Annotated in this window: 9 protein-coding genes; 6 read left to right on the top strand and 3 right to left on the bottom strand. The window is 72.9% G+C overall.

The window, feature by feature from the left end; genetic code table 11:
- Positions 1 to 364: 364 nt before the first annotated feature.
- Positions 365 to 1186, top strand: coding sequence for a 16S rRNA (cytidine(1402)-2'-O)-methyltransferase (gene rsmI, locus CXQ97_RS06890; protein ID WP_258062422.1), 822 nt, complete (start codon positions 365 to 367; stop codon positions 1184 to 1186).
- Positions 1187 to 1365: 179 nt separating this feature from the next.
- Positions 1366 to 2847, top strand: a complete 1482-nt coding sequence (locus tag CXQ97_RS06885) for an NAD-dependent succinate-semialdehyde dehydrogenase (RefSeq protein ID WP_104180107.1) — start codon at positions 1366 to 1368, stop codon at positions 2845 to 2847.
- Between the two features lie 138 nt (positions 2848 to 2985).
- On the opposite strand, the gene CXQ97_RS06880 is transcribed toward CXQ97_RS06885, so the two are convergent.
- The 3 genes from CXQ97_RS06880 to CXQ97_RS06870 are packed head-to-tail and all read right to left on the bottom strand — an operon-like array spanning position 2986 to position 7977.
- Positions 2986 to 5424: a DUF3488 and transglutaminase-like domain-containing protein gene (locus tag CXQ97_RS06880; RefSeq protein WP_104180106.1), complete on the bottom strand. Its 2439-nt coding sequence runs from the start codon at positions 5422 to 5424 to the stop codon at positions 2986 to 2988.
- Positions 5421 to 6932, bottom strand: a complete 1512-nt coding sequence (locus CXQ97_RS06875; protein WP_104180105.1) for a DUF58 domain-containing protein — start codon at positions 6930 to 6932, stop codon at positions 5421 to 5423. Before CXQ97_RS06875 ends, CXQ97_RS06880 begins: the two co-directional genes overlap by 4 nt.
- Before the next feature lie 19 nt (positions 6933 to 6951).
- On the bottom strand, positions 6952 to 7977 hold the full coding sequence (locus tag CXQ97_RS06870) for a MoxR family ATPase (protein WP_104180104.1): 1026 nt from the start codon (positions 7975 to 7977) through the stop codon (positions 6952 to 6954).
- Between the two features lie 181 nt (positions 7978 to 8158).
- Here CXQ97_RS06870 and CXQ97_RS06865 point away from each other — a divergent pair, with 181 nt between their 5' ends.
- From CXQ97_RS06865 to CXQ97_RS06850, 4 genes are all read left to right on the top strand, one after another.
- A complete protein-coding gene (locus CXQ97_RS06865) occupies positions 8159 to 9178 on the top strand; it encodes a TatD family hydrolase (protein ID WP_104180103.1) in 1020 nt (339 codons plus the stop codon).
- Positions 9179 to 9542: 364 nt separating this feature from the next.
- Positions 9543 to 10448, top strand: coding sequence for a 16S rRNA (adenine(1518)-N(6)/adenine(1519)-N(6))-dimethyltransferase RsmA (gene rsmA, locus CXQ97_RS06860; RefSeq protein ID WP_104180102.1), 906 nt, complete (start codon positions 9543 to 9545; stop codon positions 10446 to 10448).
- Positions 10449 to 10482: 34 nt separating this feature from the next.
- A complete protein-coding gene (locus CXQ97_RS06855; protein WP_104180323.1) occupies positions 10483 to 11421 on the top strand; it encodes a 4-(cytidine 5'-diphospho)-2-C-methyl-D-erythritol kinase in 939 nt (312 codons plus the stop codon).
- 69 nt (positions 11422 to 11490) lie between these two features.
- Complete coding sequence (locus CXQ97_RS06850) at positions 11491 to 13320, top strand: ABC-F family ATP-binding cassette domain-containing protein (protein WP_104180101.1); 1830 nt, start codon at positions 11491 to 11493, stop codon at positions 13318 to 13320.
- Positions 13321 to 13623 lie beyond the last annotated feature (303 nt).

Genomic DNA, 13623 nt, shown 5'->3' with positions numbered 1-13623 from the left:
GCTACCGGCGGCACCTGTGCCGGCCCCGCACGCCGGTCCGCACGCCGGTCCGCACGCCGGTCCGCACGCCGGCGGATCCGCGGCCGGGTTCCCGGGAAGCCGCGGCGGTTAGGCTGGTCCGGTGAACCAGCCACGCAACGACGCCACCCCCGACACGAGCAGCGACGACCCCGGGGAGGGCTGGGACGGGAGCCAGGATGCGCGCGCAGGCGACGACCAGCGGGACGCACCCCACGACGACGAGCACGACGAGCGCGACGAGCCGGGAGCACAGGACGCCGAGGACGGCTCCGGGGATCCCGAGGCCCGCGTCCCCGGGACGGCCTACCGCGGCACCGCGGGCGACGGCAGCGGCAGGGGCCGGATCATCCTGGCGGCCACGCCGATCGGCAACATGGGTGATGCGACCGAGCGGCTGATCGGGCTGCTCCGGTCCGCCGACGTCGTCGCCGCGGAGGACACGCGCCGCCTGCACCGGCTCGTGCAGGCGCTCGGCGTGACCGTGACCGGCCGGGTCATCAGCTATCACGAACACAACGAGACCGAGCGCACCCCCGAACTCCTCGAGCTCGTGCGCGACGGCGCCACCCTGCTGATGGTGACGGACGCGGGCATGCCCTCGGTCTCCGATCCCGGCTACCGGCTGGTGGAGGCCGCGGTGGCCGAGGGCCTGGACCTGACGTCGGTGCCGGGCGCCTCCGCCGTCCTCGCCGCGCTCGCGCTGTCCGGCCTGCCCACGGACCGGTTCTGCTTCGAGGGGTTCCTGCCGCGCAAGCCGGGCCTGCGGACGGGACGCCTGATCGACCTCGCCGCCGAACGCCGCACCATGGTGTTCTTCGAGGCACCCCACCGCCTCGAACCGATGCTGCGCTCGCTGCAGCAGACCTTCGGATCCGAACGGCCCGCAGCGGTGGCACGGGAGCTCACCAAGGTGCACGAGCAGGTGATCCGCGGCTCCCTCCTCGAGCTCCTCCAGTGGGCCCAGGCCGTGGAGGTGCGCGGGGAGATCGCCGTCGTCGTCGCCGGTGCGCCGGAGGCGCCGCCGTCGAGCCCCGAGGACCACGTGACCGACGTCAACGCGCTGATCGAGGGCGGGATGCGGCTCAAGGACGCCGTGGCCGCCGTGGCGGCCGAGAGCCGGGTCAGCAAGCGCGAACTGTACGCCGCGGTGATCGCCGCGCGCTGACCCCGGCCCGCGCCGCCCTCCCGTAGCCTGTGCACTCGTCCAACGGACAGGCGGTCCGGGAGTGCAGCCTTCACTGGACACCCCTTCGCCGCCCGGTCTAGCGTGAGCGGGATGTCCCCGTCCGGGATGCCCCGGACCCCCGGTTCTCGACCCCCAGTATCTTCGTGAAGGAGCTCAGTATGGCTGTCACCGCCGACCAGGAGAAGGCAGTACTCGAGAAGGTGCCCACAGGCCTCTTCATCGGCGGCGAGTGGCGTGCGTCGGCGTCCGGTGCCACGTTCGACGTCGAGGATCCGGCCACCGGCCGCACCCTCCGGACGCTGGCCGACGCCACTCCCGAGGACGGCATGGCCGCACTGGACGCAGCGGTCGCCGCGCAGGCCGAGTGGGCGCGGACGGCCCCGCGGGAGCGGGGCGAGATCCTGCGCAGGGCCTTCGACCTGGTCACGGCACGCGCCGACGAGTTCGCGCTGCTCATGACGCTCGAGATGGGCAAGCCCCTCGCCGAGGCCCGCGGCGAGGTCACCTACGGCGCCGAGTTCCTCCGGTGGTTCTCCGAGGAGTCGGTCCGCGCCTCAGGCCGCTACTCCACGTCCCCCGACGGGAAGTCGCGGCTCCTCGTGAGCAAGAAGCCCGTGGGCCCGTGCCTGCTCATCACGCCGTGGAACTTCCCGCTGGCCATGGCCACCCGGAAGATCGCCCCCGCGATCGCCGCGGGCTGCACGATGGTCCTCAAGCCCGCGAACCTCACGCCCATGACGTCGTCGCTGTTCGCGACCGTCCTGCAGGAGGCCGGCCTCCCCGCCGGCGTGCTCAACATCGTCAACACGACGACGGCGGGCAAGGTCACGGGACCGCTCATCGAGGACCCGCGGCTGCGGAAGCTCTCCTTCACGGGGTCCACGCCCGTGGGCCGCAGCCTGCTGGCCGCGGCGTCGCAGAACGTCCTGAGGACCTCCATGGAACTCGGCGGCAACGCCCCCTTCCTCGTCTTCGAGGACGCCGACCTCGATGCCGCCGTCCAGGGAGCGATGCTCGCGAAGCTGCGCAACATGGGTGAGGCGTGCACGGCTGCGAACCGCTTCATCGTGCACTCCTCCGTGGCGGACCGCTTCGCGGCGGCCCTCGCGGAGCGCATGGAGCACATGACCCCGGCACGCGGCACCCTGGACGAGTCGAAGCTCGGCCCCCTGATCGACCGGAAGAGCCGCGACAAGGTGCACGAGCTCGTGACGGCGGCCGTCGGCGACGGCGCACAGACCGTGACCGGTGGGGCGCCGGTGACGGGTGACGGCTACTTCTACGAGGCCACCGTGCTGACGAACGTGCCGCGGACCTCGCGCATCATGCAGGAGGAGATCTTCGGCCCCGTGGCGCCGATCATCACCTTCGACACCGAGGACGAGGCCGTGGACCTGGCCAACGACACCGAGTACGGCCTCGTGGCCTACGTCTTCACGCGGGACCTGAACCGTGGGCTCCGCATCGGCGAGCGGCTCGACACGGGCATGCTGGGCCTCAACGCGGGCGTCGTGTCCAATGCGGCGGCACCGTTCGGCGGGGTCAAGCAGTCCGGTCTCGGACGCGAGGGCGGCGCCGAGGGCATCGAGGAGTACCTGTACACGCAGTACGTCGGCATCGCCGACCCCTACGCCTCCTAGCGGGCGCCCGCCGACAGGCGGAAGGCCGGAGGCGGACGGCCGACGGCGGCAGGCGACAGAGCACGGCAGGGCCGCAGCAGGAAGGCCGGCACCCAAGGGTGCCGGCCTTCCGTGTGCCGGGCGGGCTGTCGCCGTCCGTCAGTGGCGGGTCCCCGTCCTGAACCTGTTGAGGAGCGACTGCGGGAGCAGGCGCGCCCTGATCCTCCGGGTCCAGGGGCTGCCGCTCCGGAGCGCGCGCGTGACGGCGTCGACGTCGTCCCAGCGCGGAACCACCGGCGGCCGCGCGACCGTCCCGGGCCGGGCGCCGGGACCCCCGCCCCGCGCCGCGGACGGGGCGGAGGAGGGGACCATGTGCGCGGCGTACTCCTCGTGCTCGTAGGCCGACTGCAGCCTCCCGAGGGACAGGGCGGGGTCACCCTCGAGCCGCGCATCCCGGCTGAGGCGCCCGGCGAAGGTGCGGGGCGTGTCGGTGGGCTCGAGCGGATAGCCGTAGTCGCCGGCGATCTCGGTGGTCTCCGCCCAGGCGGCCGTCGCAGCACCGGAAGCACCGGAGGCACCCGGCGAGGCGTCGCCGACGACGACGGACCGCCGGGAGCGCGTCCTCGACGTCCTGAGGAGGAGCGGCAGGAGCGCGACCAGCCCGATGCCCGTCAGCGCGAGTGCGCCGGCCAGGGGACCAGCCTCGTCCTCGGGGCCGCCGCCCGGGGAACCGTCGGCGGCGTTCGACGGTTCGGCCGCCGATCCGGTCTGGCTGCCCGCACCGGTGGCACCGCCCGGGTTGAGGGCGTCGCTGTCGTCGGCCCGCGGGCCGACCGGCGAGGAGGACTGCTGGGCGTATGTGGGGACGACGCCGCGGGACGGCGTCGGTTCGAACTGGACCCAGCCCACGCCCTCGAAGTACAGCTCGGGCCAGGCATGCGCGTTGCGGGAGTCGACGACGAACTCGCGCAGCTCCGTCCCGCCCGGCCCCTCCGTGGTGTCGCCCGTGGGGCTGCCCGGTGTGTAGCCGATGGCGACCCGGCTGGGGATGCCCGCGGCACGCGCCATGACGGCCATCGTGCCGGCGTAGTGGACGCAGTAGCCCGACTTCGACTCGAGGAAGCGTGCCATGACGTCCATGCCGCTGCCGTCGTACCCGCCGTCGACCGGCGCCTCCACGGAGTAGGTGAACTCCGGGCCGCGGAGGTAGCTCTGGATGGCGAGGGCCTTGTCGTAGGGGTTCACGAACTCGTCGGTGACCTCGTCCGTCCTGGTGCGGACGATCTCCGGCGTGTCCTCCGGCAGCTGCGTGAAGACCTCGGGGACGGCCGGGTCCTCCGAGGGCCCGATGGCCCCGAGGCCCTCGCGCGTGAGCTCGGCGGAGGTGCTCTGCACGACGTACTCCTGGCGTGCCGTGGACCCGCCGTCGGTCGCGAGGACCGACAGGTTCGCGGGGTCCCAGGCCCAGCTGCCGGAGAGGTTCGTGATGCCCACGGGGGCGTAGGGCGAGAGCAGCCAGGGGCTGGAGTAGCTCTGCGTCGTGACGCGCGTGAAGACGGTGCTGCCGGCCGGCGCGCTCTGCGGTGCGCCCTCCTCGGCCCCGATCTCGGCGACGCCCTGCTCGCGGTCGTCGAGTCTCTGGTCGGGTTCCCAGCGCCGGCCGCTGAAGTCCTCGAGCGTGACGGCCCTCAGGTACACGGGGGTGTCCGAGTTCGTGGAGTACGCGATCCGGCCGAAGCCCGTGGGGTTGCGGAGGTCGTTGCCGAGCGTCACCGCGGGGTTGAGGCCGGTCGCGTTGCCCCACACGTTGAGCCGCGCCCCCTGCGGGAAGGCGCCGGAGTTGAAGCCGGGCACGAACATCGGCAGGATCACGGTCACGGCGAGGGCCGCCGAGCCGATGACGGCGCTGCGTCCCGCGAACCCCGACGAGGCCCGTGCCCCGCCCGACGCGAGACGGTTCTCGCGCCATTGCGCGGCCGCGAGGAGCAGCAGGAACGCGAGGGCGGTGGCGATGAACGCGGCCATCCCCACACCGTTCGGCTTCACGATGGCCGGGGCGATCAGGACCGCGAAGAGCCCCAGGCCGCTCGCGGCGGGCATGCGCATGGTCGTCGCGAGGATGTCCACGACGACGGCGACGAGGCCGAGCGCGGCGCACATGATCAGGACGATGCCGGCGCCCGGCAGCACGGGGGCCACCTGCGAGACGACGGTCTCCTCGGCCTGGGCGAGGAGGCGCCGGAGCTCGAGCGAGGTGCCCGGCCCCGGGACGACCCCGAGGATGCTCTGCCGGGGGACGAACTGCGCGGTGAGGGCGCCGATCAGGGCGAGGACGCCCACGAGGGCCGTCAGCACACCGTTCAGGCGCAGGGTCCGGGTCAGCGCCATGGCCAGGAGCACCGGCACGAGCGTGCCGAGGACCGGCAGCAGCCACGTCCACGGCTCGACGACGCCGTTGAGGCTGGTGGCCGCGGCGAGGACGGCGAGGAGCGAGGCCCCGGTCACGGACCAGTGCCAGGGGTCGGCGGACGGCGGTCGCCGGGCGGACGGCGTCCCGGCCGCCGGTGCGGCCGCGGGGCGGGAGAGCGTGGTGGTCATACCGATCCTCGGGAGTGTCGTGAGCCGCGGACCGGCCCGGGGGAGGATGCCGGGAGGGGTTGCTCGGCGGGCGTCGAGCCGGCCGCGTTCCCGAGGCCGGCCCACACGGTGGGCAGGTGCGCTGACGGCGAGGCCGCCGTCGCATGCCAGCCCGCGTCACGCAGGATGTCGAGCTGCCGCCGGGCGTCGGCCGGCCGCTCGGTGAGGAGGACGGCGTAGGACGCGGACCCGTAGTCGGCGGCTGACGCGAGGGACCGCGCCTCCTCGCTCGTGAGCGTCCCGAGGACGGCGATGAGCGGGCCCCGGTGCCGCGTGGCGGCCAGCTTGTCCAGCAGGTCGTCACCGAACGCCGCGTGCGGGGTGGCCTGCGACGTGTCCGACGTCGGACGCCGGAGACGACGCGCGGCGCCGCGCACCGCGTCCCCCGCCCGTGCGGTGACGCCGGGTCCCTCGTCGGCGTGCTGTCGGCGCCCGCCCTCGGGGCCCAGCTCGAGGGCCGCGAGGCCCTCGGCGATGCCGGCGACGGCGCCCGGGCCGTGGTGCTCCTCGTCGGACGGGAACGGCGCGGAGGGGGAGTGCAGCAGGGCCGGGGCGCCCTGGTGGTCGAGGAACCGCAGCGCGTAGTTGCGCTCCAGCAGGTGGGCGCTGATGGACATGACCGCGGTGACCGCCGACTCGAACGTCGGGGAGGTGGACAACCCGCTGCCGGCGGCGCCGTCGCCGCCGAAGGCCGCGGTGAAGCCGCCGCTGAAGCTCGCGTGCCGCTGGTCCAGGAGCAGCGTGGCCTGCGGGGTGGTCACCGACTCCTCCTGGCGCACCATGAGCTCGCTGTGCCGGGCGGTGGCCGCCCAGTGCACGCGCCGCATCGAGTCCCCGTGCCGGTACTCCCGCGTCATGACGTCGTCGTCGCTCGGGTTGGCCTGGCGGTGCGTCGCGGCGAGGCCGTCGTTGCCGCGGGAGCCCTGCAGGGTCGAGGCGAGCAGCTCGAGCGGTGCGGGCGTGACCACGAGGCCGTCCGCCCCGCCGAGCACGTGCCAGGACTTCGCGAGGCCGAACGGGTCGGTGAACTCGGCGGTGACGGGACCGATGGCGTAGACGCCGCGCGAGGCGGACCGGAGACGGTACTCGTAGAGGGACTTGCCGTCCGGCGTCGGATTGCGCGACGGGTAGGTGAACTGCGGCGCCTGCCCGAAGCGGGCCGGCAGCTGCTCCTCCATCGCGATACTGGCTCCTCCCGCCACGGACGCCGTGAGCGAGAGCGTGACGGTCGTCGTCGAGCCGATCTCCATGGACTGCGGCTGGAACCGGCGGGCCACCGTGAAGCGGGGCTTGACGAGCCTGAGGACGAGGATCGAGGCCGCGGGCAGGGCGGCGAGCAGGATCCCCACGTAGAGGAGGTCGCGGCGCCCGAGCACCTGCGCCGACAGCAGCGCGACGACGGCGACGAGGACGAAGCCCCACCCGCGCACCGTCAGGATGCGCGAGGGGAGCCTGTCGAGGAGGACCATCAGGCGCCTGCCCGGGCCGTCATCGCCGCTGGGCCTCGCGGGCCACCGGGACCCGCGAGAGGATGTCGTGCACGATGCTCGACGCCGTCTCGCCCGCGCTCGTCGCCTTGCGGTCCAGCAGGAGGCGGTGGGCGAGTACGGCGTCGGCGACGGACGCGATGTCGTCGGGCAGCACGAAGTCGCGGCCCTCGAGCGCGGCGCCCGCCTTCGCCGCCCGGAGGAGCTGCAGCAGCGACCGGGGACTCGCGCCGAGGCGCAGGCGGGGGTGCTGGCGCGTGGCGTGCCCGACGGCGACGGTGTAGTCCTTGACGGCCGGCGAGACGTACACGCCGCGCACCTCGCGCATCATGGCGGCGATGTCGGAGACGCTCGCCACCGGACGGATCCCCTCGAGCGGGGACACGGACTGGTGCGTCTCGAGCATGTCCGCCTCGGCCCGGGCGTCGGGGTAGCCCATGGAGATCCGCGCCATGAAGCGGTCGCGCTGGGCCTCGGGAAGGGGGTACGTGCCCTCCATCTCGATGGGGTTCTGCGTCGCGACCACCATGAACGGGTCGCCGAGCACGTGGGTGGTGCCGTCCACGGTCACCTGGTGCTCCTCCATGCACTCGAGGAGCGAGGACTGGGTCTTGGCCGACGCCCGGTTGATCTCGTCGCCGATCACGATGTTCGCGAAGACGGGTCCGGGGCGGAACTCGAAGCGCCGGGTGTCCTGGCTGAAGATGGACACCCCGGTGACGTCCGAGGGCAGCAGGTCGGGCGTGAACTGGATGCGGTTCACGGTGCAGTCGATCGTCCGGGCGAGGGTCTTCGCGAGCATCGTCTTGCCGACGCCGGGGACGTCCTCGAGGAGCAGGTGGCCCTGGGCCAGCAGGACGGTGAGGGCGAGGCGCGCGGCCTCGGGCTTGCCGTCGATGACCGTGTTGATGGAGCCGAGGATGCGGGTGCTGATGTCGTGGAAGCCGACGCCGGGGACGTCCGGGTCCACCCGCGCCGCCGTCCGGGGTTCCGCTGCGGCCTCGGCGATGTTGTGCTGGACGTCCATGGGTACCTTCCATGCGTGCGGCTGCGGCGGCACGCACGAGCCGGACGGCCAGGCGAGCGACACGCAGGGAACCGCCACGACCGTTCCGGCGCGGGGCAGGACAGGCCTGGCTGATTCAACAGATTACTAGGTCAACTTGATCCCCGGGAGATAAGTTCCGCCCCGTGGCTAGGCTTGTCCCATGTGTAACAGCGCAGCATCGGTCCGTCATCCCTACGCGGTGGGGGAGACGCCGCAGGCCTACCGGGAGCCGGAGGAGACGGGGGAGGCACAGGCCGCCGACGGGGGAGAGGGCGGCGACGGGGCCCGACGGCGTCGCAAGGGCACCTACCCGCCCCTGCCGGAGCCGCTGCCCGTCCCCGTGATCGACAACCACACGCACTTCGACTTCAGCGAGGGCCCCGCCGTCTCCCTCGGGGACGCCCTCGACGCGGCGGAGGCGGCAGGGGTGCGGGGCGCCGTCCAGGTGGGCACCGACCTCGCGTCGTCGCGCTTCACCGCCGAGGTCGTGGAGCAGGACGCCCGGCTCCTCGGTGCCGTGGCGCTGCACCCCAACGACGCCCCGCTGCTCGCGGGGGCGGGAACGCTCGACGACGCCCTCGAGGAGATCGAACGCCTCGCCGCCGGTCCGCGCATCCGTGCCCTCGGGGAGACAGGGCTCGACTACTTCCGGACGGGGGAGGGCGGGCGCGGCAGCCAGCTCACGTCGTTCCGCCGCCACATCGACATCGCCAAGCGGCTCGGCAAGGCGCTGCAGATCCACGACCGGGACGCGCACGACGACGTCGTGGCCACCCTCCTGGCCGACGGCGCCCCGGACCGTGTGGTGCTGCACTGCTTCTCGGGCGACGCCGGCCTCGCGCGCATCTGCAACGAGCAGGGCTGGTACATGTCCTTCGCCGGGACGGTGACGTTCCGCAACGCGGAGAACCTGCGGGAGGCGCTGCTCGTGGCGGACCCCTCCCTCGTCCTGACCGAGACCGACGCACCGTTCCTCACACCGCACCCCTTCCGCGGCCGGCCCAACGCCGCCTACCTCGTCCCCTATACGGTGCGCGCCATGGCGGGCTTCCTGGAGGCCGACCTCGACTCCCTGTGCGCACGCCTGACGGCGAACACGGAGGCCGTCTACGGCACCTGGGACCGGCCCGGAGAACCCGGGAAACACCGCCCCGTAGCGGGTGTCGCCGATCACACGTAGCACCGGCCGGAGGGGCGAGTACGGACCCCCCGAAGTCGGGTAGGGGGCACTCGTGCCCGTGCCGCCGCTCCTTCGTACTGTTCTAGAAGGAGAGGCGCCGCCGACCTTACATCGCGCCGAAGCCGGCCGCCCTCCCAGTACCGTCCTTCTCGTGAGACCGGAAGACGACGGTACGACCGGCAGCTTCCTTTTCCCAGCAGGGAAGCAGCCCCGAATGGGTCGGCGGCGCCGGAGGCTCTCCTGAGACCAGGGCCTCCACCAGGCGTCGCCGACTCCCGGGCCGGCGCCCACCGGCCCTCCGGCCACGGCGCCGGGGAACGGACGAGCCGCCGGAGCGCCGCGGCGCGACCGATACCATGGCAGGGTGACTACGCCCCCCGCCGCCGGCACGCCCGCACCCCTCTTCGGCGCCGCCGACATCAGGCGCCTCGCGGCCGACGTCGACATCCGTCCCACCAAGACCCTCGGACAGAACTTCGTCATCGACGGCAACACCATCCGCAGGATCGTCGCCGCGGCGCACCTCGGCCCCAACGAGACGGTCCTCGAGGTGGGGCCCGGCCTCGGCTCCCTCACACTGGGCCTGCTCGACGCCGCCGAGCGCGTGGTCGCGGTCGAGATCGATCCGGTCCTCGCCCGGAAACTCCCCGACACCGTCGCCCGGTGGCGGCCCGACCGCGCCGCAGCCCTCGATGTCCTCCTCGAGGACGCCCTGCGCGTCACGGAGCTGCCGCACCCGCCCACGGCGCTCGTCGCGAACCTGCCGTACAACGTCGCCGTGCCCGTGGTCCTCAACCTCCTCGAGCGCTTCCCCTCCCTGCGCCACGGGCTCGTGATGGTGCAGGACGAGGTCGCGGACCGCCTCGCCGCTCCTCCGGGATCCAAGACCTACGGCGTGCCGTCCGTGAAGGCCGCGTGGTACTCGAGCATGACGAAGGCCGGGGGGGTGGGCATGAACGTGTTCTGGCCCGCCCCGAAGATCGCCTCCGGGCTCGTCCGCTTCACGCGCCGGGAACCCCCCGCGACGAGCGCCACGCGCGAGCAGGTGTTCGCCGTCATCGACGCCGCCTTCGCGCAGCGCCGGAAGACGCTGCGTGCCGCGCTCGCGGGCTGGGCCGGCAGCCCCGTCCTCGCCGAGCAGGCACTGCGCGACGCCGGCGTGGATCCCACGGCCCGCGGCGAGGTGCTCGACATCACGGCCTTCGCGCGCATCGCGGAAGCCCGCCGGGAAGCACCGGCCTCCCCGGCGGCACCCCGGCCGGTGGGCTAGGTTGGTGGGTATGGTCCCGGGCAGAACGTTCGACATGCGCGCCGGAACCCGCTCCGTCCGCGTCCGGGCCCCCGGGAAGATCAACGTCTCCCTCAAGGTGGGACCCCCGCGCGAGGACGGGTACCACGGGATCGCCAGCGTGTTCCTCGCCGTCTCCCTGTACGAGGAGGTCACGGCCACCGAGGCGCCCGGCGGCGGCATCACCGTGACCGTGAACGGCCAGGGCACCCTGAACCTGCCGCACGACTCCATCCCGCTGGACCGCACCAACCTCGCGGTCCGCGCCGCCGAGCTCCTCGCCGAAGTCAGTCCGGGACGCACCGGGGTCGTCCTCGACATCACCAAGCGGGTGCCCATCTCCGGCGGCATGGGCGGGGGATCGGCCGACGCCGCGGCGGCCCTGCTGGCCTGCGACGCCCTGTGGGGCAGCGGCTTCTCCCGGGACGAACTCGCGAAGATCGCCGTCGACCTCGGCGCCGACGTGCCCTTCGCGCTCGTCGGGGGCACCGCCGTCGGGCTCGGGGTGGGCGACCAGCTCACGCCGGCCATCTCCAAGACGCCCCTGCACTGGGTCCTGGTGACCTCCGACTACGGGCTCTCCACGCCCGAGGTGTACCGCAGGCTCGACGAGATCCGCCTGCGCGACGGCGTGGAACCGGACCCGCAGCCGCAGATCGACCCCGCCATCCTCGGCGCCATGCGGGCCGGCGACGCCCTCGGCCTGGCCCCGCTGCTCCACAACGACCTGCAGCAGGCCTCGCTCGAACTCGCCCCGGCGCTGGGCGATATCCTTGAGACGGGCAGGATCGCGGGAGCCCTGGCCGGGATCGTCTCCGGCTCCGGTCCCACGATCGCGTTCCTGACGCAGAGCTCGGGCCACGCGGCCGAACTCGAGTCCCTCCTCGCGGCGGAGGGACTGCAGGCGGCGTCGGTCCGCGGCCCCGCCCACGGGGCCCGCATCGTCGCCGGCTGACCGGGCCCGCAGCGTCCCTCGCGCACACCGCGCATCCAGCGCATCGCTCCAACCGAAAGCAGTATCTCCTTGGCACACCTCCTCGGCGCGGAAAACCTCAGCGTCGCCTTCGTCACCCGCACCATCCTCGACAACGTGTCCCTCGGGCTCGAGGACGGCGACCGCATCGGCATGGTGGGCCGCAACGGTGACGGCAAGTCGACGCTCATGCGCCTGCTCGCCCAGCACAGCACGCCCGACTCCGGTCGCGTGACGAAACGGCGCGACGTCTCCGTCGGGTACCTCGACCAGTCGGACGTGCTCGACGGCGACCTCGAGGTCGGCACCGCGATCGTGGGCGACCAGGCGGACCACGAGTGGGCGTCGAACCCGAAGATCCGCGACGTCATGGGCGGGCTGGTCTCCGAGGTGGACTGGCACGCGAAGGTCTCCTCCCTCTCCGGCGGGCAGAAGCGGCGCGTGGCCCTCGCCAAGCTCCTCATCGGCGACGACGACGTCATCATGCTCGACGAGCCCACCAACCACCTCGACGTCGAGGGCGTCGCCTGGCTCGCCCGGCACCTGCAGCAGCGGTGGCGCGCGACCGAGGGCGGCCTGCTCGTCGTCACCCACGACCGCTGGTTCCTCGACGAGATCTGCAACCACACGTGGGAGGTCCACGACGCGATGGTGGAGGACTTCGACGGCGGGTACGCCGCCTACGTCCTCGCGCGCGCCGAACGCGACCGCATGGCGAACGTCGTCGAATCCAAGCGCGTGCAACTCGTGAAGAAGGAGCTGGCGTGGCTGAGGCGCGGCGCCCCGGCCCGCACCGCGAAGCCCAAGTTCCGCATCGAGGCCGCGAACGAGCTGATCGCGGACGTCCCGGAACCGCGCGACTCCCTCGCCCTCAGCAAGATGGCCATGTCCCGGCTCGGCAAGGACGTCCTCGACCTCGAGGACGTCAGCCTGACCATCGACGACGGCGAGGGCTCCGAGCGGCGGCTGTTCGACGACATCACGCTGCGGCTCGCCCCGGGCCAGCGCCTCGGGCTCGTGGGCGTCAACGGCTCGGGCAAGACCACGCTGCTGCGGCTGCTCAACGGTGACCTCCAGCCCGGTACGGGCAAGGTGAAGCGCGGCAAGACCGTCCAGACCGCGGTGCTGTCCCAGGAGGTCCGCGAACTCGACGACGTCCGGGACAGCCGCGTCATCGAGGTCATCGAATCCGAGAAGCGCGTGTTCGCCGTCGGCGGCAAGGAGGTCTCGGCGACCCAGCTCGTGGAGCAGCTCGGCTTCACCAACGAGAAGCAGTGGACGCGCGTCAGCGAGCTCTCCGGCGGCGAGCGCCGCCGCCTGCAGCTGCTCCGCCTGCTCGTGGGCGAACCGAACGTCCTGATGCTCGACGAGCCGACCAACGACCTCGACACCGACACGCTCTCGGCCATCGAGGACGTGCTGGACGGGTGGCCCGGTACCCTCGTGGTGGTCTCCCACGACCGCTACCTGCTCGAACGCGTCACCGATTCCCAGATGGCGCTCCTCGGTGACGGCCGGCTGCGGGACCTGCCCGGCGGCGTGGACCAGTACCTCGAGCTGCGCCGTGCCGCAGGACCCATGACGGCGACCGGGAGCGCCGCGTCGCCCGCCGTCAGCGGCGGGTCCACGGGGACGACCTCGAGCTCGTCCGAGGCGGAGCTCCGGCAGGCCCGCAAGGATCTCGCGCGCATCGAACGGCAGATCAGCAAGGTGGACGCCCAGAAGGGCAAGGTCCAGCAGCAGATGAACGACGCCGGCGGCAAGGCCGATGCCGACTTCGATCACATCGCGGGCCTCAACACCCGGCTGCGGGAACTGCAGGGGGAGATCGAGGACCTCGAGACGCAGTGGATGGAGGCCGCCGAGGTACTCGGGGAGTAGGTCCTCCTCCCGCCCCCGTTTCGGCGGCTGGTCGGGCATGTTTCGGATCACACACCGGCTTGTTAAGAATGGTCGGCACCGAGCCCCAGGCTCGACCGGGCAAGTAGTCGAGGACCCCGCCCGGGGGGACGCAGCCACGGCCCTTCAGGCGCCCCGCGCTCCCGCCCGTCGATGGAGGGACCCGCGGTACTCGAGGGATGAAGCCGCAGGTCACGGCACTGTAGGTTGCCTCCGGACACTACCCGGCCGGCAGCCCGGAAGCCCCGACGCCGTCCGGTGCAGGAGGTCCGCAGGGCAGCCAGC

The organism is Arthrobacter sp. B0490, assembly GCF_002929355.1.
GTDB lineage: Bacteria > Actinomycetota > Actinomycetes > Actinomycetales > Micrococcaceae > Arthrobacter_D.
Note: the sequence above shows the minus strand (reverse complement) of the source record. Positions and strands in the feature narration are given on the sequence as shown.